This window comes from Mycobacterium simiae (assembly GCF_010727605.1).
Classification (GTDB): Bacteria; Actinomycetota; Actinomycetes; order Mycobacteriales; family Mycobacteriaceae; genus Mycobacterium; species Mycobacterium simiae.
Genome location: NZ_AP022568.1, coordinates 469911 through 493720 on the forward strand (window position 1 = coordinate 469911; position 23810 = coordinate 493720).

Here is a 23810-nt window from a genome sequence, read left to right on the forward strand (position 1 = left end):
GTCGGTGCCGCGACTCACGGATGTTTTGCCCACTCGGTGGCCAGCAGCTCGCGGGTGTCGCGCAGCAATTGCGGGATCACCTTCGAACCGCCGACGATGGTGATGAAGTTCGCGTCACCACCCCAGCGCGGCACCACGTGCACGTGCAGATGTTCGGCCAGCGATCCGCCCGCCGATGCCCCCAGATTGAGGCCGACGTTGAAGCCGTGCGGCCGCGACACGTTCTTGATGACGCGAATCGCTTTCTGGATGAAGGCCATCAGCTCCGCGCTTTCCGCGTCGGTCAAGTCCTCGAGTTCCGACACCCGCCGATACGGCACCACCATCAGGTGCCCGGGGTTGTACGGGTAGAGGTTGAGCACGGCGTAGACCAGCTCGCCGCGCGCGACCACCAGGCCGTCTTCGTCGGGCAGCTGCGGGATGTCGGTGAACGGCTGCTCGGTCTTGCCCGACGAATTGGGGTCGCGCTTCATCGGCGCTTCGGCCAGATACGTCATCCGGTACGGCGTCCACAGCCGCTGCAGGTGGTCGCGTTCGCCGACACCCCTGTCGAGGATGGTGTCCTCGCCGCGCTCGCCGCTTTCCTGCTCACTCACCGCCGGTCACCTTCACCAGTTCTGCACTCGGAGCGACGTTTTCGCGATCGGCGATCCAACCCACGATGGCATCGACGGCCGCGTCGACGGGCACCCCGTTGATCTGGGTGCGGTCGCCGAACCGGAAGCTGATCGCCCCGGCCTCCACGTCGCGGTCACCGGCCAGCAGCATGAACGGCACGCGCAGGTTGGTGTGGTTGACGATCTTCTTCGCCATCCGGTCGTCGCTGGTGTCGACCTCCACCCGAACGCCGCGCGATTTCAGTTGTGCCGCAACCCTTTCCAGGTAGGGGACGTGGTCATCGGCAACCGGGATGCCGACCACCTGAACCGGTGCCAGCCACGCGGGGAAGGCACCCGCGTAGTGCTCGGTCAGGATGCCGAAGAATCGCTCGATCGAGCCGAACAGCGCGCGGTGGATGAGCACCGGGCGCTGCCGCGACCCATCGGAGGCGGTGTATTCCAGCTCGAACCGATCGGGCATGTTGAAGTCGAGCTGGATCGTCGACATCTGCCAGCTCCGCCCCAGCGCGTCCTTAACCTGGACCGAGATTTTCGGGCCGTAGAACGCCGCGCCACCGGGATCGGGAACAAAGTGCAACCCGGAATCCTCGGCCACCTCCCGCAGCACTTCGGTTGCCTCGTCCCACATCTCATCGGAGCCGGAGTACTTTTCCGGATCCTTGGTGGACAGCTCGAGGTAGAAGTCGTCCAGGCCGTAGTCGGCGAGCAGGTCGAGCACGAACCGCAGCAGCGAGGCCAGCTCGTCACGCATCTGCTCGCGCGTGCAGTAGATGTGGGCGTCATCCTGCGTCATGCCCCGGACCCGGGTGAGTCCGTGCACGACGCCCGACTTCTCGTAGCGGTACACGCTGCCGAACTCGAAGAGCCGCAACGGAAGCTCGCGATAGGACCGGCCGCGGGACCGGTAGATCAGGTGATGCATCGGGCAGTTCATCGGCTTGAGGTAGTAGTCCTGCCCGGGTTTGCGCACCGTCCCGTCGGCGTTGAACTCCGCGTCGAGATGCATGGGTGGGTACATGCCGTCGGCGTACCACTCGAGGTGACCCGACGTGATGTACAGCTGCTCCTTGGTGATGTGCGGGGTGTTGACGAACTCGTATCCGGCCTCGATGTGCTTGCGGCGGGAGTACTCCTCCAGCTCGCGGCGGATGATGCCGCCCTTGGGGTGGAAAACCGCGAGGCCGGAACCGATTTCGTCGGGAAAGCTGAACAGGTCCAGCTCCACACCCAGCTTGCGGTGATCGCGGCGCTGGGCCTCCTCGATGAGCTCGAGATGTTTGTCGAGCGCCTCCTGCGACTCCCAGGCGGTACCGTAGATGCGTTGCAGACTGGCGTTGTTCTGGTCGCCGCGCCAGTAGGCGGCCGAGCTCCGGGTCAGCGTGAACGCCGGGATGTGCTTGGTGGTGGGGATGTGTGGACCGCGGCACAAGTCACCCCAAACCCGTTCCCGGGTACGGGGATTGAGGTTGTCGTAGGCGGTGAGCTCGTCGCCACCGACCTCCATCACGTCAGGGTCACCGGACTTGTCATCGACGAGTTCGAGCTTGTAGGGCTCGTCGGCCAGTTCGGCGCGCGCGGCGTCCTTGGACGCATAGACCCGCCGGTCGAACAGCTGCCCGTCCTTGACGATCTGGCGCATCCGCTTTTCCAGCTTGGTCAGGTCCTCCGGGGTGAACGGCTCGGCCACGTCGAAGTCGTAGTAGAACCCGTCGGCGATCGGCGGCCCGATACCCAATTTGGCGTGCGGGAAAAGATCCTGGACGGCCTGGGCCAGCACGTGCGCGGTGGAATGCCGAATGACGCTGCGGCCCGCGTCGGTGTTGGCGGCGATCGGCACGACCTCGGTGTCGACGTCGGGCGTCCAGCTCAGATCGCGCAGCTGGCCGGCGGCGTCGCGGACCACCACGATCGCGTCCGGCGTTCCCCGCCGCGGCAGACCCGCCTCTGCGACCGCGGCGGCCGCCGTAGTCCCGGCAGGAACCCGGATCGGGGCTGCTGGTGCGGGTTGGGCGGCGGCGCTCATCGGGCTGGTCTCCAAAGGTAGAGGTGAGGGGCGGTCGGCGAGTAGATCCGGATCGATGCTGGCGTGACCCGGGATTGATCCTGGATTAATCCTGGATTAATCAAGGCCATGCTATCGGGGCCCGCCCCCACCGGACCAAGCCGTCAGGGCCATCAGGGTTGGCCGGGTTTGAGCTTCACGAACAGGGCGTCGGCCTCGGTCAGCAACGTGTCCCCGTCGGTCAACCTGCCGGACACGAAGATCTTGCGGCCGTCGACCCGATCGACGCCGGCGTCGAACTGCAGCTCTTTTTCGATCGGCACGATGTTGCGGTAGTTGATCTTCAGGTATGCGGTGCGCTGACGGGGGCTGCCGGTGAGCACCGAGGCGGTGAGGCCGAGGACGGTGTCGAACAACATTCCCAGCGAACCACCATGCACCGCGCCGTTGCGGCCCAGGTGGAAGCGGGCGAACCGGGCACTGCCCTCGATGCGCCCGGCCTCGGTCTTGCGGGACTCGATCGGGACGGTGAGGATGTTGCCCCGCACCGGCAGGTCCATCCGGCGACCCGACGGCGAGGTCCACTCGTCGGCGTCATACGGACTCAACAGCGCCGAGAGCTTTTCCAGCGTGTCGGCCGCCTCGGTGATGACGTCGTCGGGCGCGTCGACGGCCCGCGCGTGATCTTGCAACCTGCGTACCGCGTCGATGAACCGGCCGTAGTCCGGGCCGCCCTTGGTCGTCGGTTCGGGCGGGTTGAATCCCCCGCCGGGGTGCTGCTGCTGGTCGCCGGCCACCACAACACCGTATTGGGTGCCCGGTTACTGCGCTCCGGCAGCCGCCAGGGTCTCGAACTCGTCGTCGCTGAGCGTGATCTCGGCGGCGGCCACGTTCTCCTCCAGGTGCTTGACCTTCGACGTGCCGGGAATCGGCAGCATCACCGGCGAGCGCTTGAGCAACCAGGCCAACGCGAGCTGCGACGGCGACGCGTGGTGCTCGTCGGCGATGCGCTGCAGCGGACCGTCGGGCGCGGCCAGCGGGCCGGCCGCCAGCGGGAACCACGGGATGAAGCCGACCCCCTGCTCGGTCGCGAAGTCGACCAGCGGCTCTGCCTTGCGGACCGACAGGTTGTACATGTTCTGCACCGACACAATCTCGGTGATCTGCAGCGCCTGCTTGAGTTCGTCGACGTTGATCTCCGACAGCCCGATGTGGCGGATCTTGCCTTCTTGCTTCAGCTTGACGAGTTCGCCCAGCTGCTCGGACAGTGGCCACTTGGGGTCGATGCGATGCAGCTGGAACAGGTCGATGGTGTCGACGCCGAGGCGGCGCAGGCTCATCTCGCATTCCTGCCGCAGGTAGGCCGGGTAGCCCATTTCGACCCAGACATCCGGACCGGTCCGCAAGAAGCCGGCCTTGGTCGCGATCACCAGCCCGTCGTAGGGGTACAGCGCTTCGCGGATGATCTCCTCGGAGATATAGGGGCCGTAGGAATCTGCGGTGTCGATAAAGTTGACTCCGAGTTCGACGGCGCGCCGCAACACTCGGACGCATTCGTCGCGATCGGCGGGCGGGCCCCAGACACCCTGACCCACGATGCGCATCGCCCCGAAGCCGAGACGGTTGACGGTCAGGTCGCCGCCGAAGGTGAACGTTCCGGACGCTTCGGCGGCAGTTTTCGAGTTTTGTGCAGTCACGCCTATGACCGTACGCCGCTGGCCCGGTTGTGCATCTCGGCGTGGCAAGCTGGGCGAGTGGACCTAGCAACGCTCGAGGAACTGCCGCTGAGTTACTCCGAGGTGGGCGCCACCGCCTCCGGCGAACTGCCGGCCGGGTACGGCCATCTGCGCGTGGAAAAGCAGATCGGAACGGGCCGGGAGCGTTTCGAGCGGGCCGCGTGGGCCGTCATGCGCTGGGGCATGCAACGCGGCGCCGGGCTGCGGGTGCAGGCCAGCTCCGACGTGGCGGCGGTCGACACGGTGGTGTTGGTCCACATGGGTTTTCTGCCGGCGCCGTGTCGGGTCGTCTACGTCATCGATGAACCCGACATTCGCGGATTCGGCTACGGCACGCTGCCGGGCCATCCGGAATCCGGCGAGGAGCGCTTCGCCGTGCGCATCGACGCGCACACCTCCGCGGTGTTCGCGGAGGTGTCGGCATTCTCCCGGCCTGCGACGTGGTGGAGCAAGGCCGGTCACCCGGTGGTGTCGGTGGCGCAGCGCGTGATCGCCAAGCGCTACCTGCGCGGAGTCTGACCGATTGAGCCGGGCTGCGATGCGCCCCAACCGGTGAGTAGACGTGCTGCGCCCGAACACATTCCGTCGATGACCTCGGCCACGGAGGCGTCGTCGCGGATCATGCCGACCCCCTGCCCGGCGTCGACCGGCGCGACGGTGCGATCGTCGGCGGCGATCGCGGCGGCCAGCTCGTCGCAGGCCGGGGCGTCGAGCGCCGCCTCGTTGCCCGTCCAGCGCGCGACGAAGTCGTTGGCCAGCACCCGGGACGGGAATCGCGCCGGCCACGGCAGCCCGCTGGCGACGTCGAAGGCCCGGGTGACTGCCGTGTCGGTGGACCGGGCGGCGATCAGCGCCCGGCGGCTCGCGTCGCCGGTCAGCGCCTCGGGGCAGGCCGAAAGCCGGGTGCCCACCCAGGCGCCGCTGGCACCGGCGGCCAACACCGCGGCCAGGCTGCGCGCCGAGGCAATGCCGCCGCCCGCGAGGACCGGCACCGACACCGCGTCCAAGACCGCGTCGAGCAGCGGCAGGGTCCCGAGCCGGGTTTCGCCGTGCCCGCCACCCTCGGCGCCGCGGGCGACCACGATGTCGATCCCCGCGTCGACCGCCTGGCGTGCCCCTTGGGCATCGTAAACCTGTGTGGCAGTAGGTATTCCGGCATCATGCGCCTGGCTGACCCAGGACCAGTCGGTGCCGAAACTGACCGACAGCAGCGCCGGGCGTGCCGCCAGCGCGTCCTGGAGCAACCCCTTCTCGTTGCGCATCACCCAGTCCACCAGCCCGATGCCGAATCTGCCCTCGACGTCGCGCAGCTGGGCGGCCAGCAGTCCCCTGTTCGCGACGCTGCCCATGCCGACCATGCCCAGGCCCCCGGCCGCGCTGACCGCCGTGGCCAGCCGGCCACCCGCGACGCCCCCCATCGGGGCGTTGACGATTGGCACCCGCAGACCGAATTGCCGCGACCAGGGCGTTGCTAGCACGGCGCTCAATGCGATTGCGAGGGAATGCTTTTCAGCACGGTCAGGATCACCACCGAGTCCTCCACCGCGTGCAGCGCGTGCCGTTGCGGCGGGATCGCCAGGTAATCACCGCTATTGCCGTCCCAGGAGTCGTCGCCGGTCGTCAGGCGAACGTGCCCCTGTAACACCTGCAACGTGGCCTCACCCGGACTGTCGTGCTCGGACAGGTCGTGGTCGGCCAGCAGGGCCAGCACGGTTTGCCGGAGTTCATGGCTGTGGCCGCCATGGATGGTGTGCGCGGCACGTCCGCTGTGTGACTGTCGGGCTTCGGCGAGTTTCTCCGCGGCCAGGCTGGTCAGCGAGATCGATTCCATCGGTACGTCCTCTCCGGCTCAAGCGGTCAATAGCAGTATCCCCGCCACGATCAGGGCCGCCGTCTTGACCACCTCCAAACCGACGTAGGCGTAGTGAGCCCGGGACCGCGGCGCGTCGGATCCGGCCAGCACAGCGTCCGAACGGCGGGTCAGTCGCGGGCGCACCGCGATCAGCTGGATGGCCAGCGTGACGAACACGACGCCCAACGCCATGAGGACGCGACTGGGCATCGGGCCGTCCAGCGCGAGTGCCAGCAGGAGAATGGCGAAGGCGACCTCGATGGTGTTGAGCGCCCGGAACACCAGTCGGCCGATGCCGAGCCCGACCTGCAGCGTGACGTTGGGCGCGCGGAATTTCAGCGGCGCTTCCACAAACGAGATCGCCAGTACCATGCCCAGCCAGACGAACGTGATCGCGACCGCGGCCGCGGTTTCGGTGCTCATCGTCGGGCCTGTCCTAAGTGCGCCAGGCACAGGTCCGGTTCCACGAAGGCGTCCAGGCGCTCGACGGTGACCGGGGCCGCCCAGCTCTGCAGAACTCCTTGCATCAGGCCGAGGTGCACGGAACACACGACCCCGCTTCGGTTTTCGGCGATCTCCAAGAACGGGCAGTGCCGCAAGCCGACCTGCTGCTCACCGGTCTCGTGACGACGCTCCGGCGCAAAGCCGAGCCGCTCGAGCAGCGCCATCAGCCGGCCGATGGCCCGCTCCGAGCTGTCGGGCGCCTCCGATGCGGCGGCCGGGTCGAGTTGTAACCCCCACGCCCGGCCGGCGGCCATCGCCTTGGCACCGGGGTCTTTCTCACCGGCCAGCGCGGCGGTCAGGATCTCGGCGAGCACCTGGTAGTGCCGTGTCCCGCCCCGGTCCATCTGCCGAACCGCCCGGAACATCAGCGGCGGCCGGCCCGGCCCCTTGCGGCCCGGCCCAACCTGTTCCACCTGGCCGGCACCGACCAGGCTGTCGAGATGGAAACGGACGGTGTTGGGGTGTACCCCGAGCGCGTCCGCGATCGCGAGAATGGTCAACGGCTCCGCAGAGACACGCAGCGTCCGCAGCACCTCGCGACGCCGGTTCGCGGCCTCCCCCGGCTCGGAAGCGGCCCCGTCCGGCCCCGCCCGGCGGGACCGTCCGCTAACGTTCGACATGCGCGGAAGTTTACACAATCACGGTTGTGAAAAATAGGAAGGGACGGGTATTCCCATGGCTGCCATGCCCGGTCGCGCCGACGACAGCGTCCAAGGACACTGGCCGGTAGCGCGGCTCGGCAAACGCGTCCTGCGTCTCGGCGGCGCCGATCTCCCCCACACCCTGCTGGCCGGCGCCGATGTCACCGACGCCGAGGTGTTCGGGCTGGCACCGAGACTCGGCCGGACCGCCGCCGCGACGCTCACCCGGAAACCGCCGGGCGCGGCGACTTAATCGACATTATTGCTGCTTTTCATCGCCCATTTCCCTGGCATCTATCGGTGTGCTCAAGGGTATGTGCCGTGTCCGACCCCTCGACGAACACCGGGTACGCGCATGCCTCCCGCCGCCGCCGCCGCTCGTCGCAGCACGCGGGCGACGACCGCAAACAGGCCATCCTGTCCGCCGCCGAACGACTGCTGGCGCAGCGCCCGCTGGCCGACTTCTCCGTCGACGATCTGGCCCGGGGCGCCGGGATCTCCCGGCCAACCTTCTACTTCTACTTCCCGTCCAAGAACGCCGTTGTGCTGTCCCTGCTGGACCAGCTGAGCAACACGGCGTACGCGGCGATGAACGCGTTGCGCGCCAACCTTTCCGTCGACCCGGAGACGCAGTGGCGCGACCGCATCGAGGCGTTCTTCGAGGTGTCCGGATCCCACCGCGCCGTGGCCGTGGCCGGTGCGGCGGCCAAGGCCACCAACCCCGAAGTACGGCAGGCTTGGGCGACGCTGATGCAGCAGTGGATTTCGTTCACCTCCGTCGCCATCAGCGCCGAGCGCGCGCGGGGTGCCGCCCCGCACACGGTCCCGGCCGCGGACCTGTCCGTCGCCCTGAACATGTTGAGCGAGCGGGTGATGGCCGCGACGTTCACCGCCGAGGAGCCGGCGATCCGCGAGGACCGCGTCATCGACATGCTGGTGCACATCTGGCTGGCCAGCATTTACCACTCGTCGAGCGTCCGCCCGGCGCGGGCCAGTCTCTCCGCGATCACCCGATCGGACGCGCCGAGGTAGCCGAGGTAGTTGGCGACGGCGGCTTGCCCCGCAGCCCGGCGATGGCGCGTCGTTCGCCGAAAACTGGTGCTATAGCGAGATTTCGGCCACTCACTGCACATGCAGCGTCAGCCCGGCCAGCAGGATTCACGGTAGTGCGCTCAGCAGCGCAGCGCCCAATACTCCGGCCGCGATCACCGCGACGGTCGCGGTCGCGATGGCTTTCCAGCCGAAGCTGCGGACGACCATCGCGGCACCGGGCACGCTGATGGCCGGAAGGGTGATCAGCAGCGCGCCGAGCGTGCCCGACGAAACGCCCAGCAGCGCCAGGCTTTGCAGGATCGGGATCTCCGCCGCGGTGGGAATGACGATCAGCGTGCCGACGATCGCGACGAGCAGGACGATCAGCAGGCTCTGGTGCGACGGTGCGGTCAGGGTGAGCAGCCAGCCGCGAAACGCGCCGACCGCGAGCACCAGGATTGCATACTCGGGCAACAGGATCAGGCACAAACACGTCAGTGCACGTACGAATCTTTTTGCGGCACCCCGAGATTCGTCGTCGGGTGGCCCCATCGCGTCGGGCTGCGGTGGCGCGGCCGCGCGTCCGTCGGTGACCAGTCCGACCCCCACCGCGACACCGATCACCGTGACGACGCCGATGGCCGCCCGGGTCAGCGTCCACTGCCAGGGCGCGACGAAGAAGAGGAAAACCAGCACCGCGGGATTCAGTAACGGATTCCCGAGCCAGTACGCCATGGCGGCGGCGCGGGTGACGCCGCCCGCCGCAACGTTACGGCGACCGGCGCGGCACAACAGGTGCACATCATCGACGGCAGGCTCGCGACTCCAGCCGCCAGTCCGCTGGTGATCAGCCGCCGCCGGTTCAACAGACGCGGCAGCCACGATTGCGGCAGCAGGGCCTGCACCGAGGCACTGATCAGCAGGGCCACCACCAGTGCCGGCCAGATCGACACAACGTACGCGTGAAAAAACGTGGTGGCGGCGCGCCAGCTTGGACCGTCGCCGGCGCGCACGCCGCCGACGGCGAGGATGCTCGACCCCGACCAATGATGTGTCCGTTGGGCGGTGAGCGCCTTGGACAGGTACGGCGTCCATTTCGCCCAGAGCAGCCCGAGGGCGAACACGCCCAACACGAGCAGCGCCCCCAGCGCGACGTTTGCGCGGTGCGCCCGCGCGGAACTCGATGACATGGTCTCAAACGCCCTGTGCGGCTTGTTCTTTTGCCCATCGATAATCGGCCTTGCCGGACGGTGAGCGTTGCAGCCGATCGCGGAAGACGATCGCCTTCGGCAGCTTGTAGCGCGCCAGGTGGCGAGCGGCCTCGGCGATGATGTCCTCGGCCATGTCCTGCTGCGGGACCTCCACACCGTCGGCCAACGCCACGACCGCCACCACCTCGTTGGTCCACCGCGCACTGGGCCGGCTCGTCACCACCACGTCGTACACCGCGGGGTGCTCGGCGATCGCCGCCTCCACCTCCTCGGCGAAGATTTTCTCGCCGCCGGAATTGATCGTCACCGCATCCCGGCCCAGCAGCTCGATCTGGCCGTCGGCGTGCCAGCGCGCGCGATCGCCCGGCACCGAATGGCGGATGCCCTCGATCACCGGGAAGGTGCGGGCGGTCTTCTCCGGATCGCCGAGGTACCCCAGCGGTATCAGGCCCTGCTGGGCCAGCCACCCGATTTCGTCGTCGCCCGGGGACAGAATCCGGGTCAGGTCCGCGCTGACCACCACCGCGCCGGGGTTCGGGGCGAACCTGCCGCTAGGGCCCTGCTGCCGGCTGCAGACCTGGCCCATCTGGGCGCCGGACTCCGACGAGCCACCCGCGTCGAGGATGGTCAGCTGCGGCAGCAGCTCGACGAAGCGCTGCTTGAGCGGTGCGCTCAGCGCGGCTCCCCCGGTGACGACCCCCAACAGCCCGGACAGGTCGTAGTCGCCGGCCTCGAGCGCGTCGAGCAGCGGCCGGCCGAAGGCGTCGCCGACGAACGACAGCGACGCCACCCGCTCCCGGCTGGCCAACGCCCAGGCTTCGGCCGGGTCGAAATGAGTGGTCGTCGGGGCCATCACGAACGGGCGGCCACTACACAGGCTGATGAACGCGGCCCACTGAGCGGCGCCGTGCATCAGCGGCGCACACGTCATGGCACCCGGCGCGTCGAGGCGCGACCGCTCGACGATCTCCGCCAGGCTGGTGACCGTCTCGCCACTGCCGAAGGCCCGTCCGCCCATGGCGTTGAGGTAGATGTCGTGCTGGCGCCACAGCACCGCCTTGGGCATCCCGGTGGTGCCGCCGGTGTAGAGCACGTAGAGATCGTCGGGTGACGGGGTGAGGCCCAGCGGCTCTTCGGAGCTCGACGCCAACAGTTCCTCGTAGCGCACCGCGCCGGGCACCGGGTCGTTGCCGGACTCATCGTCGACGTGGATCAGCCGCATCGCCGGCAGCTGCGAGCGCGTCAGCGCCTCGGCCAGGGTCGGGGCGAACCGGGCCTGGTAGATCACCGCCTCCGCGCCGGCATTGCCGAGCAAATAGACCAATTCGTCCGCGACGTAACGGTAGTTGACGTTGAACGGGGCCACCCGCGCCAGGTATGCACCGAGCATGGCCTCGAGGAATTCATTGCAGTTAGCCAGGTACACCCCGAGGTGGCTCTGCCCCGACTCGTGTGGCGCGAGCTCGCTGCGTTCCCGACGTGCGCCGAGTCCCCAGGAGTTCAGCGCCCGGGCGAATCGGCGGGCGCGCCGATCAGTTTGCGAGAAAGTGAATCGTCGGTGTCCGAAGACGATACAGTCGCGGTCGGGGTTGGCCGCGGCCACCGCCGAAAATACTTGGGCGAGATTGAATTCCACTGAATCTCCTCGTGCCGGCCCACCGGAGGGTGCGGCGAAATTCACGCTACAACAGTTATTTCGGTGGCCGATGTCACGCATCGGGATTCCGATCGCGATTAGTCTCGGCATCGTGCGCGGCGTTCGTCAGGCCCGATACTCCCGGTACGTTGCCATCGGAGACAGCCAGACCGAAGGTCTCTGGGACGGCGACGACGTCGTTGGTCTGCAGGGGTTCGCCGACCGGCTGGCCGAGATGCTCGAGGCCCTGTACCCGGGTCTGCTGTATGCCAACCTCGCCCTGCGCGGCAAGCGGTTGGGCGAGGTGTTGACCGAGCAGGTTCCCCAGGCGTTGGCGATGAAGCCGGATCTGATCACCGTGTGCGCCGGGATGAACGACGTCATTGCGCCGGGATGGTCGTTTCCGCGGGCCCTGGCCGAGCTTGATTACGTCTATGCGGCGCTCGCCCGATCGGGTGCGACGGTGGTGACCACCACCTTCCCGAACGTCGCGCAGTTCCTGCCGTTCGGACGCATCGTGGCCAAGCGATTGGCCCGGATGAACCACGCGATCACCGTCGCCGCCCGACGCTACGACTTCCGGCTGGTCGACCTGTACAACGCGGCCTCGATGCGGGACTGGGATACCTGGAGCTTTGACCGCGTGCACGCCTCCCCCAAGGGCCACATCCTGTTCGCGGCGGCAGCGGCCGAAGCCCTGAATCTCCCTGACAGCAGCCATGATTGGGCGGCCGCGCATCCCAATCCCACACAGCTGTCCATCGCCGACGGCGCCTACGGCCGGCTGCGCTGGACGCAGGACAACTTCTTTCCGTGGGTGTGGCGGCGGATGCGCGGGCTCTCGGCGGCCGACGGTCGGTCGCCGAAACGTCCGCAGTTGGCGCCGGTGGCCGCCCACCGCGGCACCCGCGATGGCGCACCGATGCAAGGCAGTGCGGCGGGCACCGCAGCCGAGATTGCCGCCGAGATTGCGGCGCGGAGCCCACACCGGTCAGGCATCCTTGACCCATGAATGCGGAGGCTTTGCTGCAGTCCATCCCGCCGCTGGCGGTGTACCTCGTGGTCGGAGGTGTGGTCGGGTTGGAGAGCCTCGGCGTGCCACTTCCCGGCGAGATCATTCTGGTGAGTGCGGCGCTGATGTCGTCTCACCACGATCTCGCCGTCAACCCGGTGGGCGTCGGCGCCGCCGCGGTGATCGGTGCGGTGGTCGGCGATTCGATCGGCTACTCGATCGGACGCCGGTTCGGCATGTCCCTCTTCGACAAGCTGGGCCGACGCTTCCCCCGGCACTTCGGGCCGGGGCACGTGATGCTGGCTGAGCGCTTGTTCGACCGCTGGGGGATCCGGGCGGTGTTCTTCGGCCGCTTCATCGCGCTGCTGCGGATCTTCGCCGGCCCGCTGGCCGGGGCGTTGAAGATGCACTACCAGCGCTTCCTAGCGGCCAACGTGTGCGGTGCCATCTGCTGGGCAGGCGGCACCACCGCGGCGGTCTACTTCGCCGGGATTGCCGCCGAACGGTGGCTGGAGCGGTTCTCCTGGATCGCGCTCGTCATCGCGATCGTGATCGGCGGCACCGCAGCACTTCTGCTGCGGGAGCGGACCTCCCGCGCGATCGCCGAACTCGAGGCCGAACACGAGCGCAAGTCCGGGACCCCGACGGCCGACGCCGTCTGACGACTCTGGGCGGTACCGCTAGCCGGCCGCCTCGCCGATCTCGGCGACCGCGACCGGACGGTGCTGCTCGATCAACGCCACCGCCATCTTCTGCGCGCGTCGGGCGGCCTGCAGATCCCCGACCGCGGCCAGGATGATGGCGCCCTTCATCAGGATGTGCCAGGACGACGCGAAGTCCTCGACGTCGGTGAGGCCCGCCGCGAGAGCACGGCGGCGCACGATGTCGCGCACGTGGTCGATGTGTGTGATGCAGGCCTGCCCGGCCGGGTGGTCGGGGCCCAACTCGAGGAGCACGTTGATGAACGAGCAGCCCTCGTAGCCGTCCCGGTGCTGAAACCACTCGTGCAGCACGTCGAAGATCGCCAGCAACTGTTGTTCGGGGCTCTCGGCGCGGCGTTCGGACTGCGCCTCGATCAACCCGTGCGTCCAGATCTGCTCGCGGCGCTGCAGCACGGCCAGCACGAGGTCGTTTTTCGTGGCGAAATGCCGGTACAACGTTGCCTTGGCCACCCCGGCCCGCTCGATCACCTCGTGAGTGCCGACCGCACCGATGCCACGCCGGCTGAACAGCTCATATGCGACGCTAAGGATCCGTTCACGGGCGGAGGGAGCGGCCGGCGCGACATCGAAGGTGGTCATATTTGCACTCACGCTACTCTTAACCGGCGCATGTAGACAGACCACCCTGTCTCGTTATACAAAGGAGATCCGCACTCACGCGGAAAGTCTGTCTTCAGACACCAGGACGGACATCCATCGCGGCGCCAGTGGCGCCGGTCGATTAGGAGTCCCCCATGACAATGCTCACCGACTCTTCACCACCAACATCGGATCCGCCCCTGATGCTCAGCACCAGGCTGGTCTATGAGCTCGGTGACCCGCACAGCACGCTGCGCGCCACCACGGACCGCCGGGGCGCCGCGGCGGTGATTTATGCGGGCGGTGAGGTCGACGCCTGCAACGAAACCACCTGGCGCCATCTGATCGGCGAGGCGGCCCGGGCCGTCGAAGCCCCGGGACCGTTGATCGTCGACGTCACCGGTCTTGACTTCATGGCGTGCTGCGCTTTCGCGGTGCTCGCCGAACAGGCCGACGACTGCCGCCGGCGCGAGGTCGAACTGCGGCTGGTCAGCCGGCAGCCGGTGGTTGCCCGGCTTGTCGACGCGTGCGGGCTCGGCGCCAAGTTGCCGGTCTACCCCAGCGTCGACTCCGCCCTGGCGCGGTAGCGCCGCATTGCGTCACCGTCGGCGCGCCGGGTCGAAAGGTTGATGGGGCTGGATGCATCAGATACCCAGCTTCGGCGTGGAGGAAGAGTTTCTGCTCGTCGACCCAGACACCGGTGAACCTGCTCCGCGCAACAACGAGGTGGCCGCGGAGGCCAACCGCCGAGGCGTCGACCTTCAGCTCGAGCTGAGCAGCTGCCAGGTCGAAACCACCTCGGGTGTGGCCACGTCGAGCATGGAACTCGGCGAGGAACTGCGCAGTTTGCGGCGCACCGCGGCGCAGGCCGCCGAGGCCAGCGGGGTCCGCTTGCTGGCGTTGGGCCTGCCGCCGGTCACCCCGCACGAATTCCCGGTCACCGAGACCGAGCGTTACCTGCGGATCGGCGCCGAGTACGGGATGGTTGCCCACGAGCAGGGCATCTGCGGCTGCCATGTGCACGTCGAGGTGCCCGGCCGCGCGGCCGCTCTCAAGGTCAGCAACTGGCTGCGGCCGTGGCTGCCGACTTTACTTGCGCTGTCGGCGAATTCGGCGCTCTACCGCAATACCGACACCGGCTACGCGAGTTGGCGCAGCATCCTGTGGCGGCGCTGGCCGGCGGCCGGTGCACCCCCGTTCTTCGCCTCCCCCGAGCAGTACGACAACACCGTGCGCATGCTGATCGACAGCGGCGTGATCCTCGATCAGAAGATGATCTATTGGGATGTGCGGCCGTCGGCGAACTTCCCGACGGTCGAGGTTCGGGTGGCCGACGTACCGGCAACGGTCGACGAAACGGTGTTGCTGGCTACCCTGATCCGGGCCGCCGTTATGACGGCGCTGGACTCGCTGGGCCGCGGCGACGACGGGGGCCGGTTGCCGCCGGCGGCGCTGCGCGCGGCGTACTGGAAGGCCGCCCACGAGGGCCTGGCGGGCCAGTTGCTGGATTCGGTGCACGACTATGGCGCCGTGCCGGCGCGCCAGCAGCTGGACGCGTTGGTGCAGAGGGTGCGCCCGGCGCTGGAGCAACTCGGCGAATACGACCGAGTCACCGCCGAACTCGACCGCCTGCTGACGGAGGGCAACGGCGCGATGCGGCAGCGCCGGCTGTGGCAGCAGCGCGGCAACATGCTCGAGGTCATCGCCGCCGCCGCGACCGCCACCCGAAGCTGACTACACCGCGAACAGGCGATACAGGCCCACCGCGCCGACCACCACGATGGTGAAGCGCAGCGCGTTGGGCGACAGCCGGCGCCCGTAACGGGCGCCAACCCAGCCGCCCACCAGCGAGCTGGCCGCGGTGATGCCGGCGACCGGCCAACTGATCCGGTCGAATGCCACCAACGTATAACCAACGGCCGCAACGATATTGACCACCAACGCCAACAGATTCTTGGCGGCGTTCATCCGCTGGATCGATTCCGGCAGCAGCGCGCCCATGATGCCGACAAACAAGATGCCCTGGGCGGCGGTGAAATAGCCGCCGTAGACACCGACGGCGAAAGTGCCCAGCACCAGGACGGCCATTCGGGTCCGGGACACATGATCGGCCGACCGGCCCTGGGCTTCGGCCCGGCGGCGCGCCCAGGACTGGATTCGCGGCCCGGCCACCACCAACAACAGGGCCGACACCAGCAGCACCGGCACCACCATGATGAACACCGTCTCGGGCAGATGCAGCAGCAAGAAGGCGCCCAGCACCGCACCGGCCACCGAGGCCGGTATCTGCCAGCGCAGCCGGCCCCACTGGCCGTCCAGCTCGGCGCGGTAACCCCACGTCCCCGATACGCCACCGGCGACCAGACCGACCGCATTCGACATGGTCGAAACCACGGGCGGATAGCCCAACGCGACCAGCGTCGGAAAGGTGATCAGTGTGCCCGATCCGACTAGGGCATTGATGATGCCGGCGGCGAACCCGGCCGAGCCGATCAAAGCGATGTGGGAAGCCAACACTTTGAAAAACACTAGTCGGCCACGCCGTGACGCCGACAGTCGTGCCGCGCAGCGCCGCTACGTCAGACCGGCGGCGCTTCGGAGCCGCGGGCCACACCGGTGCGCAGCTGCACCGAGGCCGAGTAGGCAAGGCTGCGGAAGCGCAGCACCGGGTCGTCGGACGGTTCGATGCCGTCGGTGACGCGCATCGGGTCGAATACCACGATGTCGCCGCCGTGTTCGCGTTCGGTGTCCAGGCCGGTGATGTCCAGCCTGCCGACGGTGACGGTCTCGGTGCCGCGCCACGGCACCGACGGGTCGACCGTCGAATCATGCGGTCCGGCGATCTGCACCCGATAGTCGAACCCGACCGGTCCTTGTGCCAGACGGGTTTTCAGCTCGTCGGTCAAAAAGTCTGGGCTTAGATCGGGCGCGGCCGCGCCCGACAAATAGCTCACACCGGCGGCCGGAATCATGTGATAGCGAACGAATCTGGCGTTGCCGTCGGCGCTGATCCAGCGAAAGGCGTGCAGGCCATGGTATTCGATGGTCGCGTAGCTGGCCGGCACCTTGTTAGCGTCGCGCAGCACCGGCAACGCCCCGAGCACCCGCGGATGCGTGAGGAAGTACTTGGTCAGCCGCAGCGGCATCGTCGGCCCCGGTCGCATCGCCTTGAGGAGGTCGACGAAGCCTTCCGGCCTGCCGGAGACGAACAGCCGCGCGGTCTGGGTGGATACGTCCGTGGTGGAGCCGTCGGGCAGGGTGAGCTTTACCGCCATTCCACGCACGCCGGGCGCGCCGTCGGGTTGTGCCGGGTCGCCGGACCCATTGGAGAAGCGGATCAGCGCCGGAACCGCCGAGCCATCCAGATGTCGCGCGCGGGAAAGTTCCGCGGCACCCGGGCTGGCGGTAAACGTGCCCCGATACAGCGTCCCTTTCGCATGCAAGGCACGAGCGCCCGGCTGCGCTCCCCCGGTACCTCGGATCGCCTCGATCGCCTCATCAGGAGTCACCATGGGCGAATCTTAGGGCGCTATGTCGGAAAGCCGAAGAGTTTGACCACACCGTGATCGCGACCCGCGGTATAGCCCCCGTCGACGGCAATGGCCTGGCCGCTGACGAACGACGCGTCGCGCGACAGCAGGAACGCGGCCACGGCGGCGACCTCCTCGGCACGGCCGAGCCGCTGTAGCGCGTGTTCCTCGGTGATCGAGGCCAGCGGACCCGCCATGCCGGGCAGGCCGAACACGCTCTGCGCCATCGGCGTATCGATGAAACCGGGGCAGATCACGTTGGCTCGGATACCGCTCGGACCGTAATCGAGCGCAATGTTCTTAGTCAGCAGCACAACTCCGCCCTTTGCGGCGTTGTACGAACTGCCGCCCGCGGTGCCCTCCAATCCCTCGATACTGGCTACCGTCACGATCGAACCGCGTTCGCCGTCGACCCGGTCCTGCTGGATCATCGTGGCCAGCGCCGCTTTGGCCACCAAAAAGGTGCCGGTGAGATTGATCCCGATCACCCGGTCCCATTCCGCGCGCTCCAGCAAATGCACGGGTCCGCCGCCCGCGACGCCGGCGGCGTGAAAGACCCCGTCGAGGCGGCCAGGCACCGCCGCAAAAACGGCTTGAATTTGGGCTTCGTCGGTCACGTCGGCCGCGACGTGGTGAAACTCCGAACCCAGGGCCGGTGGGGTTTGCAGGTCTGCGCCAATGACGGTGGCGCCTTCGGCCAGCAGCCGCCGCGCTGTGGCCAGGCCGATACCCGACGCCGCTCCCGTTACGACGAACGTCCGAGCACGGGCACGATCAACGTCGACCATCGACTAATTCCTTCACCGCCGGATTTGCTCAGCAATGGTTACACATGTTGTCAAAAGGATTCTGTGAGGCCACGACTCCTAGTGCCGCATTAGCATTCTCGATGTGGAGTTGCGTCACCTTCGTTATTTCGTTGCCGTCGCCGAAGAGCTGAACTTCGGTCGTGCCGCCAAGCGGTTATGCATTGCCGGACCGTCGCTTTCACAGCAGATCAAGGTTCTCGAGCGTGATCTTAGGGTGCGCTTGTTCGACCGCGATCGCCGCTCTGTGACCCTGACTGCGACCGGTGCGGCGCTGCTTCCGTCGGCTCGTATTCTGCTGGATCAAGCGGATCAGTTGCGCCGGTCGGCAATCGGGCTGTCATTGGCCGAGCCCGTCCGGGTCGGCTATGCACACTGGCTGCCTGCGGATTTGGCCGACCGGACGGCGGCGGTGGCCAAGGTCCATATCGACACCTGGGTGCTGCCGTCGCACGCCCAGGTCGCCCGCGTCGCCGAGGGCGGCGTCGACCTGGCGATCTGCGGCGTACGGTCCTCGGATCTGGATCGGCACGGCCTGAACGCGCATCTGATTGGCGCCGATCAACTCCATGCGGTGAGCGTCGGTTCGGACGCGTCGCCGGTGGAGGCGTCCGACACCATCGTGCTACTCGACGCCGACTCCGGCAGCTGGTTCTCGTGGAACCGGTACGGCGAGCAATTCGCCAGAGAGACTGGGGCTCGCACAGTGCGCATCAGCGACGGAGGCCTGGCGGCTCCAATGTTTTTCGAACACGTCCGGCGCTTGGGCCGGCCGGTGCTGTGCTCGCCGAAGGCGCAAAGCGCCGTCGTGCCGGCAGACCTCGTGCAGCGCCCGATCACCGGGCCGACACCGTTTTGGACGTGGTCGCTGGTGTGGCGCCGCAATGAGAACCGCGAAACCGTGCGTGCCGTGATCGATGCATTGACGGCTGACGCCGAGATTCCGGACCTCGACGAGGCCTGGCTGCCGTTCACCGACCCGTACCGGACGAGAATCACGTTGGCGACCGCCTGATCGAGGCTTGAGCTAATACTGTCGTGGCGCAATAGGTGGCGAGTCGGCACGGCCGTTTGCCGCACTGCCGATCAGTTGTGCGCGCGGCAAATTCGGCTATGACCGCTTTGCTCGCAGTCAGAAGGCGCCCGCTCTCACCGGCCCCAGTGGTAAACAAGGTGACTAGCCTTGATTTTGACTGAACTCGCCGAACGCCGGCTTGGAGAGCGGAGGACTCATGCCAGCAACCGACGTCAGCACCACGCGGACGCTCGTCGGAATGGTCGAGCTGCACGGGCAGCGGCGCCCCGACGCCATCGCCCTGCACTACGGCGGGCAGCAGTGGTCGTGGGCGCAGTGGGCGGCGCGGATCCGACGGACCGCCGGACTCTTGCGAAACGCCGGCCTGCAGCGCGGCCAGGTGGTGGCCTTCCTGGACAAGAACCACCCCGCCTGTCTGGAGGCCCTGCTGGCGGCCACCTCGATCGGTGCGGTGGCCACGATCGTGAACTGGCGGGTCATCGGCGACGAACTCGCCCACGTACTCAACGACAGCGGCGCCCGGGTGCTTCTGGTGGGTGCCGAGCTGCGACCCGCCCTCGACGCGATCCGTACCAAAGTGCCTGGCGTGGAGCGCATTATCGTGGTCGGCGGCGATGAGGACGAGTACGAAGGGCTGCTAGGGGCGGCGGATCCGGTCATGCCCGATCCTGACGTCGCCGATACCGACGCGGCCCTGACGATCTACAGCTCGGGCACCACCGGACGCCCGAAAGGTGTCTTGCTGACGCAGCGCGCGCTGGTCAACCACATCATCAACCTCTCTGGGCCGTTTCCGTTCGCCGAAGGCGACGCGAACCTGGTCGCCATGCCCCTGTTCCACGTGGGTGGGATCGCCTATGCGTTCTTCGGTATCCGGGCGGGCGTCCCGACATTCTTGACGCGCGAACCCGACGCCGCCACGCTGATCGGCGCCTTGAAAAGCGGTGTGACGCATGCCTTTTTGGTGCCCCCGGTGATCGCCCGGTTCCTGGACGCCGGGGAGGTGGGAATCGGCGCGCTGTCAAGCCTGCGGTACCTGGTGTACGGCGCGGCGCCAATGCCGCTGCCGTTGTTGCAGCGAGCGCTCGAGGCCTGGCCGGGGATCAATTTCATCCAGGTGTACGGCCAGACCGAGCTGTGCGGGGCGATCACCGCCCTGGATGCCGAAGACCACCGTAATTCCAGGCGTCCAGAGCTGCTGATGTCGGCGGGAAAGGCCGCCCCAGGCAATGACATTCGCATCGTGGATCCAGACACGGGTGAGCAGGTCCCCAACGGGGAGGCCGGCGAGATCTGGGTGCGCAGCGATCAGCGCATGATCGGCTATCTGAATCGGCCCGAGGCGACCGCCGAGACCATCACCGCCGGCGATTGGCTGCGCACGGGCGACATCGGACGCATTGACGCCGAGGGCTATCTGTTCATCGAGGACCGGCTCAAGGACATGATCATCACCGGCGGGGAGAACGTGTACGGGCCCGAGGTGGAAAGCGTGCTGCAGGAGCATCCACTGATCACCGATGCCGCCATCATCGGCGTTCCCGACGAGCACTGGGGAGAATCGGTCAAGGCCATCGTGGTGGCCAGCGCCGAGGTCGAACCCGCCGAGATCATCGAGTTCTGCCGCGGGCACCTGGCCAGCTACAAATGCCCCCGCACGGTCGACTTCGTCGACGAACTGCCCCGCAACGCGAGCGGTAAGATCCTCAAAAACCAGCTTCGCGAACCCTATTGGAAGGACCGCGCCCGCAAGGTGTGACGGCGGTTGTCCGAATCCGGTAAGAATATCGACGTCGCCTCGGGCCGCGGACCGGCCGTGTTATAGCCTGCTCCTCGACCCGATATCGATTCTCCGCGAACACATTCAGGGGCGACGGCATGGCCGAAGTAATAGACGAGCAGCGCCGGGACTGTGCGATAGCTGTGCTGGGAGGCCCCACAACAGTCATCGACATCGCGGGCCGCCGGATCGTGATGGACCCGACCTTCGATCCGCCCGGTCCGCACGGCTACCTGACGAAGCTCAAAGGGCCTGTGGTGGGCGCCGATGCCCTCGGCCAAATCGACGTGGTGCTGATCAGCCACGACCAACATCCGGACAACCTGGACGACGAAGGCCGTCGGGTGGCGCTGGCCGCACCGCTGATCGTGACCCACCCCGGCGCTGCCGGACGGCTGGGGTCCTCGGCCGTCGGGTTAAAGCCGTGGCAGTCGTATTACCTGCCGGGCGGTCCTGGACGGATTGCGGCGCAAGCGGTTCCGGCCGTGCACGGCCCCGCCGACGGCGTGCGCGACATGGAAGGCCATGTCAACTGCGAGGTGACCGGTTTTGTGCTGTACGGACCGGGTCTGCCCACCGTCTATCTCAGCGGGGACAACGCGTCGATGAGCGCGGTCGGCGAGGTGGCCGATCGCGTGGGCGACATCGACGTCGCGGTGCTGTTCGCGGGCGCCGCGACCGTGCCGAGCAAGGAGCGCGGACGGCCGCTGACGCTGACCTCGGCGCGCGCTGCCGCGGCGGCCGAAGTACTCGGCGCCCAGACGGTGATACCGGCCCACGTGGACGGCTGGGCGCACTTCACCGAGGGCGGCAATGAGATCGCTGCGGCTTTCGACCAGGCCGGCCTCAAGCGGGTGCTGCGCACCGCCGCCCCCGGCGAATGGATCGACCTGAAGTAAGGGCCCCGCGCCCCGCAACGGGCTACAGGAACGGCAGCGTGGCGACTTCGCTGGTCTCCGAGGCGTCGAGGACCAGATTGCGATGCTTGTCTTGGAGGGCGGTCGTCGCGTCACCCACCGGCCGATCGCACTGCGGACACCGGATGCTGAATTGCGGCTGGTCCTGTTCGTCCGGCCAGAACCGGCGCGGGCCGACCTGGGCACCGGGGTCGTAGACGACTTGCTGGTGCGGCGCTTCCTTGAGGATTCGGCCGACGGGGTGGCTCTGTGGGCATTCGAGTTTCAGCGTGCCGATGCCCTCATGATTGCTCATCGTTGACTCCTTGACGGTCCGTGGAGGCGTTAATCCGGCTCACGTACCCTCCCATTCTCGCCGCCGACGACGGCTGTTCGCCGGGAGGTGCCGACCAGGCCGCCCGGCGACGTTGCTGACCGGACGCCGTCGGCGCCGCAGTTGCACGGGGCGACCCGGTGCGCGGCGACCGTTTGTCGCCGGTGTCCGATCGCCCAATCGCGGTCCCCGCCCGCCCCGACCTCGGTTGACGGACCCGCAGATTCCGCTCACGAGATTTTAATTGCTAGTACCCCTAAGGGAAATTTACGTTTTATGTGAGTTCACTTTGTGTTCACTATGGCGTTGCTGACGAGTCGCCGAGGTAGACGCGTCGCACAGGCGTTGTGATTGCTCAACGGCCCGAGACCGCGCGTGTGTTCGGGTGCACCGACCGTGCGACACCGGCCGTCACGAGGCACGAGGCTTCTCTGCCAACGCTGGCTAATGTCCTGACCACCAAGCAATGAGTTGCTGCCAGCCGCATCGCACACCATCGGCTGGCAGCGGCAGTCGCTGCTCGAGGTCGTTGTCAGTCGGAGCCGACGACGGTGAGCGCGCGCCGGTGGTCAGCACAAATGGGGTGGAGGAGCCAATGGAATTCGGAGCGTTACCGCCGGAGATCAACTCCGGGCGGATCTACTCTGGGCCCGGATCGGGCCCGTTGCTGGCCGCCGCGGCCGCCTGGGACGGGCTCGCCGCCGAATTACGTTCGGCGGGCGCCGTTTACGCCGCTATCGTCGCCGACCTGACGAGCACCGGCTGGTTTGGCCCGTCGTCACGATCGATGGTCGCCGCGGTGGTCCCCTACATCGCCTGGCTGAACAGCACCGCCGGCGGAGCCGAACAAACCGCCTCGCAAGCCAAGGCGGCGGCGGCGGCCTTCGAGGCGGTCTTCGCGGCCACGGTGCCGCCCCAGCTCGTCGCGGCGAACCGGGCCTTGCTGGCGGCGTTGGTGGCAAGCAACATCCTGGGTCAGAACACACCGGCGATCGCAGCCACCGAGGCCGAGTACACCGAGATGTGGGCGCAGGACGCGGCCGCGATGTACGCCTACGCCGGCGCCTCGGCCGCCGCCACCGAGCTGACCCCGTTCACCGCGTCGCCCACCACGACCGACGGCGACGGCGAGAGCAGTCAATCGACCGCGGTCGCCTCGGCGATCGAGTCCTCGGCCGCCTCCGACGTGCAATCCAAAGTCTCCGAGGCGGTTTCGCAGGCGCCGCTGGCCCTGCAAGGCCTGGTGAACGCAAACGCGATCACCACGGCGGCGGGGGCTCAGCTGCCGTTGAACCTGACGGACATCACCGGAATTCTCAAGACCTTCAACAGCGTGATGGGCACGATCTCCGGACCGTACACCCCGCTCGGTGTCGCCAACCTGATGAAGAACTGGTACCAGATCGCGGTCAGCATCCCCAACCTGGGAGTCGGGATTCAAGGTATCGGCCCCCTGCTGCACCCCAAGCCACTCATCGGCGTCTTGGCGCCGCTGATGCACAGCGACCTACTCAGTGGTGCGGCGGCCGTGCATTCGGTCGGCCCGGGCGCGGTCTCGGCCGCCGCGGGCCGCGCCGGTCTGGTGGGGTCGTTGTCAGTGCCGGCCAACTGGGCCTCGGCCGTTCCCGCGATTCGGACCGTCGCCGCGGAGCTGCCCGAGACGATGCTCGAAGCCGCTCCCGCGATGGCCGTCAACGGCCAGCAGGGCATGTTCGCTCCGACGGCGCTGTCGAGCCTGGCCGGGCGTGCCGTTGGGGCGAGTGCGACCCGCGCTGTCGCGGGGTCGACCGTCCGGGTGCCCGGCACCGTCGCGGCCGACAACATCGCGACCACCTCCACCGTCATCGTCATACCGCCGAACGCGAAATAAGGGAGGGTGCG

General features: G+C 67.7%; 25 protein-coding genes and 2 pseudogenes. 11 read left to right on the plus strand and 16 right to left on the minus strand.

Going from position 1 to position 23810, the window contains the following annotated elements:
- Positions 1-14: 14 nt before the first annotated feature.
- From G6N33_RS02030 to G6N33_RS02045, 4 genes are all read right to left on the minus strand, one after another.
- A complete protein-coding gene (locus tag G6N33_RS02030; RefSeq protein WP_044511172.1) occupies positions 15-596 on the minus strand; it encodes an HIT family protein in 582 nt (193 codons plus the stop codon).
- Positions 589-2643, minus strand: coding sequence for a threonine--tRNA ligase (thrS, locus tag G6N33_RS02035; protein ID WP_101528219.1), 2055 nt, complete (start codon positions 2641-2643; stop codon positions 589-591). The genes G6N33_RS02030 and thrS overlap by 8 nt, the downstream gene beginning before the upstream one ends.
- Before the next feature lie 152 nt (positions 2644-2795).
- Complete coding sequence (locus G6N33_RS02040; RefSeq protein WP_044513233.1) at positions 2796-3419, minus strand: PaaI family thioesterase; 624 nt, start codon at positions 3417-3419, stop codon at positions 2796-2798.
- A gap of 24 nt (positions 3420-3443) precedes the next feature.
- Positions 3444-4319 carry an aldo/keto reductase gene (locus G6N33_RS02045; RefSeq protein ID WP_044511168.1) on the minus strand — a complete coding sequence of 292 codons (876 nt, stop codon included), beginning with the start codon at positions 4317-4319 and terminating at the stop codon, positions 3444-3446.
- Positions 4320-4376: 57 nt separating this feature from the next.
- Here G6N33_RS02045 and G6N33_RS02050 point away from each other — a divergent pair, with 57 nt between their 5' ends.
- Entirely contained in the window at positions 4377-4877 is a 501-nt protein-coding gene (locus tag G6N33_RS02050; protein ID WP_044511166.1) for a DUF1990 family protein, read from the plus strand.
- Here G6N33_RS02050 and G6N33_RS02055 read toward each other — a convergent pair.
- Genes G6N33_RS02055 through G6N33_RS02070 form a run of 4 tightly spaced genes read right to left on the minus strand, consistent with a single transcriptional unit; the run spans position 4859 to position 7334 of the window.
- Positions 4859-5836, minus strand: coding sequence for an NAD(P)H-dependent flavin oxidoreductase (locus tag G6N33_RS02055; protein WP_101528220.1), 978 nt, complete (start codon positions 5834-5836; stop codon positions 4859-4861). The two genes, G6N33_RS02050 and G6N33_RS02055, sit on opposite strands and share 19 nt — an antisense overlap.
- Before the next feature lie 5 nt (positions 5837-5841).
- Positions 5842-6189 carry a cupin domain-containing protein gene (locus tag G6N33_RS02060; protein ID WP_044511161.1) on the minus strand — a complete coding sequence of 116 codons (348 nt, stop codon included), beginning with the start codon at positions 6187-6189 and terminating at the stop codon, positions 5842-5844.
- A gap of 18 nt (positions 6190-6207) precedes the next feature.
- Positions 6208-6633 (minus strand): membrane protein, encoded by a 426-nt coding sequence (locus G6N33_RS02065; protein ID WP_044511159.1) that lies wholly within the window; start codon positions 6631-6633, stop codon positions 6208-6210.
- Positions 6630-7334: a helix-turn-helix transcriptional regulator gene (locus tag G6N33_RS02070; protein WP_044511157.1), complete on the minus strand. Its 705-nt coding sequence runs from the start codon at positions 7332-7334 to the stop codon at positions 6630-6632. The genes G6N33_RS02065 and G6N33_RS02070 overlap by 4 nt, the downstream gene beginning before the upstream one ends.
- Before the next feature lie 55 nt (positions 7335-7389).
- On the opposite strand from G6N33_RS02070, the pseudogene G6N33_RS02075 reads away from it, so the two are divergent.
- Positions 7390-7590, plus strand: a pseudogene (locus G6N33_RS02075) (SAM-dependent methyltransferase); the annotation flags it as partial.
- 86 nt (positions 7591-7676) lie between these two features.
- Positions 7677-8387: a TetR/AcrR family transcriptional regulator gene (locus tag G6N33_RS02080; RefSeq protein WP_044511153.1), complete on the plus strand. Its 711-nt coding sequence runs from the start codon at positions 7677-7679 to the stop codon at positions 8385-8387.
- Between the two features lie 126 nt (positions 8388-8513).
- On the opposite strand, the gene G6N33_RS27300 is transcribed toward G6N33_RS02080, so the two are convergent.
- The 3 genes from G6N33_RS27300 to G6N33_RS02090 are packed head-to-tail and all read right to left on the minus strand — an operon-like array spanning position 8514 to position 11234.
- Positions 8514-9083, minus strand: a complete 570-nt coding sequence (locus G6N33_RS27300; RefSeq protein ID WP_232069457.1) for a hypothetical protein — start codon at positions 9081-9083, stop codon at positions 8514-8516.
- A gap of 8 nt (positions 9084-9091) precedes the next feature.
- Entirely contained in the window at positions 9092-9577 is a 486-nt protein-coding gene (locus G6N33_RS27305) for a permease (RefSeq protein ID WP_232069458.1), read from the minus strand.
- Positions 9578-9581: 4 nt separating this feature from the next.
- Complete coding sequence (locus tag G6N33_RS02090) at positions 9582-11234, minus strand: acyl-CoA synthetase (RefSeq protein ID WP_044511149.1); 1653 nt, start codon at positions 11232-11234, stop codon at positions 9582-9584.
- Between the two features lie 70 nt (positions 11235-11304).
- Between G6N33_RS02090 and G6N33_RS02095 the strand changes: the two are divergent.
- A pseudogene (locus G6N33_RS02095) lies at positions 11305-12147 on the plus strand (SGNH/GDSL hydrolase family protein); the annotation flags it as partial.
- A gap of 95 nt (positions 12148-12242) precedes the next feature.
- Positions 12243-12908 carry a DedA family protein gene (locus tag G6N33_RS02100; RefSeq protein ID WP_044511147.1) on the plus strand — a complete coding sequence of 222 codons (666 nt, stop codon included), beginning with the start codon at positions 12243-12245 and terminating at the stop codon, positions 12906-12908.
- Between the two features lie 18 nt (positions 12909-12926).
- On the opposite strand, the gene G6N33_RS02105 is transcribed toward G6N33_RS02100, so the two are convergent.
- On the minus strand, positions 12927-13547 hold the full coding sequence (locus G6N33_RS02105) for a TetR/AcrR family transcriptional regulator (RefSeq protein ID WP_044511144.1): 621 nt from the start codon (positions 13545-13547) through the stop codon (positions 12927-12929).
- 203 nt (positions 13548-13750) lie between these two features.
- Here G6N33_RS02105 and G6N33_RS02110 point away from each other — a divergent pair, with 203 nt between their 5' ends.
- Entirely contained in the window at positions 13751-14134 is a 384-nt protein-coding gene (locus G6N33_RS02110) for an anti-sigma factor antagonist (RefSeq protein WP_044511141.1), read from the plus strand.
- 52 nt (positions 14135-14186) lie between these two features.
- Complete coding sequence (locus G6N33_RS02115) at positions 14187-15281, plus strand: glutamate--cysteine ligase 2 (protein WP_044511138.1); 1095 nt, start codon at positions 14187-14189, stop codon at positions 15279-15281.
- On the opposite strand, the gene G6N33_RS02120 is transcribed toward G6N33_RS02115, so the two are convergent.
- The 3 genes from G6N33_RS02120 to G6N33_RS02130 all read right to left on the minus strand — a co-directional run bounded on the left by G6N33_RS02120 (position 15282) and on the right by G6N33_RS02130 (position 17865).
- A complete protein-coding gene (locus tag G6N33_RS02120) occupies positions 15282-16049 on the minus strand; it encodes a sulfite exporter TauE/SafE family protein (RefSeq protein ID WP_044513230.1) in 768 nt (255 codons plus the stop codon). It abuts the gene before it with no gap.
- 77 nt (positions 16050-16126) lie between these two features.
- The gene (locus G6N33_RS02125; protein ID WP_044511136.1) at positions 16127-17059 is read right to left on the minus strand and encodes a catalase family peroxidase; all 933 of its coding nucleotides are present in this window, start codon (positions 17057-17059) and stop codon (positions 16127-16129) included.
- Positions 17060-17076: 17 nt separating this feature from the next.
- Complete coding sequence (locus tag G6N33_RS02130) at positions 17077-17865, minus strand: SDR family NAD(P)-dependent oxidoreductase (RefSeq protein WP_044511134.1); 789 nt, start codon at positions 17863-17865, stop codon at positions 17077-17079.
- Positions 17866-17968: 103 nt separating this feature from the next.
- On the opposite strand from G6N33_RS02130, the gene G6N33_RS02135 reads away from it, so the two are divergent.
- The 3 genes from G6N33_RS02135 to G6N33_RS02145 all read left to right on the plus strand — a co-directional run bounded on the left by G6N33_RS02135 (position 17969) and on the right by G6N33_RS02145 (position 21598).
- Positions 17969-18898 (plus strand): LysR family transcriptional regulator, encoded by a 930-nt coding sequence (locus G6N33_RS02135; RefSeq protein WP_044511132.1) that lies wholly within the window; start codon positions 17969-17971, stop codon positions 18896-18898.
- A gap of 217 nt (positions 18899-19115) precedes the next feature.
- The gene (locus G6N33_RS02140; RefSeq protein WP_044511130.1) at positions 19116-20678 is read left to right on the plus strand and encodes a long-chain-fatty-acid--CoA ligase; all 1563 of its coding nucleotides are present in this window, start codon (positions 19116-19118) and stop codon (positions 20676-20678) included.
- A gap of 131 nt (positions 20679-20809) precedes the next feature.
- The gene (locus G6N33_RS02145; protein ID WP_044513229.1) at positions 20810-21598 is read left to right on the plus strand and encodes an MBL fold metallo-hydrolase; all 789 of its coding nucleotides are present in this window, start codon (positions 20810-20812) and stop codon (positions 21596-21598) included.
- 22 nt (positions 21599-21620) lie between these two features.
- Here the strand turns inward: G6N33_RS02145 and G6N33_RS02150 are convergent, their stop codons facing one another.
- Complete coding sequence (locus tag G6N33_RS02150; RefSeq protein WP_044511127.1) at positions 21621-21911, minus strand: hypothetical protein; 291 nt, start codon at positions 21909-21911, stop codon at positions 21621-21623.
- A 613-nt stretch (positions 21912-22524) separates the two neighbouring features.
- Here G6N33_RS02150 and G6N33_RS02155 point away from each other — a divergent pair.
- The gene (locus G6N33_RS02155; RefSeq protein WP_044513226.1) at positions 22525-23799 is read left to right on the plus strand and encodes a PPE family protein; all 1275 of its coding nucleotides are present in this window, start codon (positions 22525-22527) and stop codon (positions 23797-23799) included.
- The last annotated feature ends 11 nt before the right edge of the window (positions 23800-23810 follow it).

Coding starts and splice junctions, on each gene's coding strand:
- G6N33_RS02140 (WP_044511130.1), top strand. CDS start 19,116: ATGCCAGCAACCGACGTCAGCACCACGCGGACGCTCGTCGGAATGGTC.
- G6N33_RS02060 (WP_044511161.1), bottom strand. CDS start 6,189: ATGGAATCGATCTCGCTGACCAGCCTGGCCGCGGAGAAACTCGCCGAA.
- G6N33_RS02100 (WP_044511147.1), top strand. CDS start 12,243: ATGAATGCGGAGGCTTTGCTGCAGTCCATCCCGCCGCTGGCGGTGTAC.
- G6N33_RS02110 (WP_044511141.1), top strand. CDS start 13,751: ATGCTCAGCACCAGGCTGGTCTATGAGCTCGGTGACCCGCACAGCACG.
- G6N33_RS02125 (WP_044511136.1), bottom strand. CDS start 17,059: ATGGTGACTCCTGATGAGGCGATCGAGGCGATCCGAGGTACCGGGGGA.
- G6N33_RS02130 (WP_044511134.1), bottom strand. CDS start 17,865: ATGGTCGACGTTGATCGTGCCCGTGCTCGGACGTTCGTCGTAACGGGA.
- G6N33_RS27305 (WP_232069458.1), bottom strand. CDS start 9,577: ATGTCATCGAGTTCCGCGCGGGCGCACCGCGCAAACGTCGCGCTGGGG.
- G6N33_RS02150 (WP_044511127.1), bottom strand. CDS start 21,911: ATGAGCAATCATGAGGGCATCGGCACGCTGAAACTCGAATGCCCACAG.
- G6N33_RS02070 (WP_044511157.1), bottom strand. CDS start 7,334: ATGTCGAACGTTAGCGGACGGTCCCGCCGGGCGGGGCCGGACGGGGCC.
- G6N33_RS02105 (WP_044511144.1), bottom strand. CDS start 13,547: ATGACCACCTTCGATGTCGCGCCGGCCGCTCCCTCCGCCCGTGAACGG.
- G6N33_RS02065 (WP_044511159.1), bottom strand. CDS start 6,633: ATGAGCACCGAAACCGCGGCCGCGGTCGCGATCACGTTCGTCTGGCTG.
- thrS (WP_101528219.1), bottom strand. CDS start 2,643: ATGAGCGCCGCCGCCCAACCCGCACCAGCAGCCCCGATCCGGGTTCCT.
- G6N33_RS02115 (WP_044511138.1), top strand. CDS start 14,187: ATGCATCAGATACCCAGCTTCGGCGTGGAGGAAGAGTTTCTGCTCGTC.
- G6N33_RS02155 (WP_044513226.1), top strand. CDS start 22,525: ATGGAATTCGGAGCGTTACCGCCGGAGATCAACTCCGGGCGGATCTAC.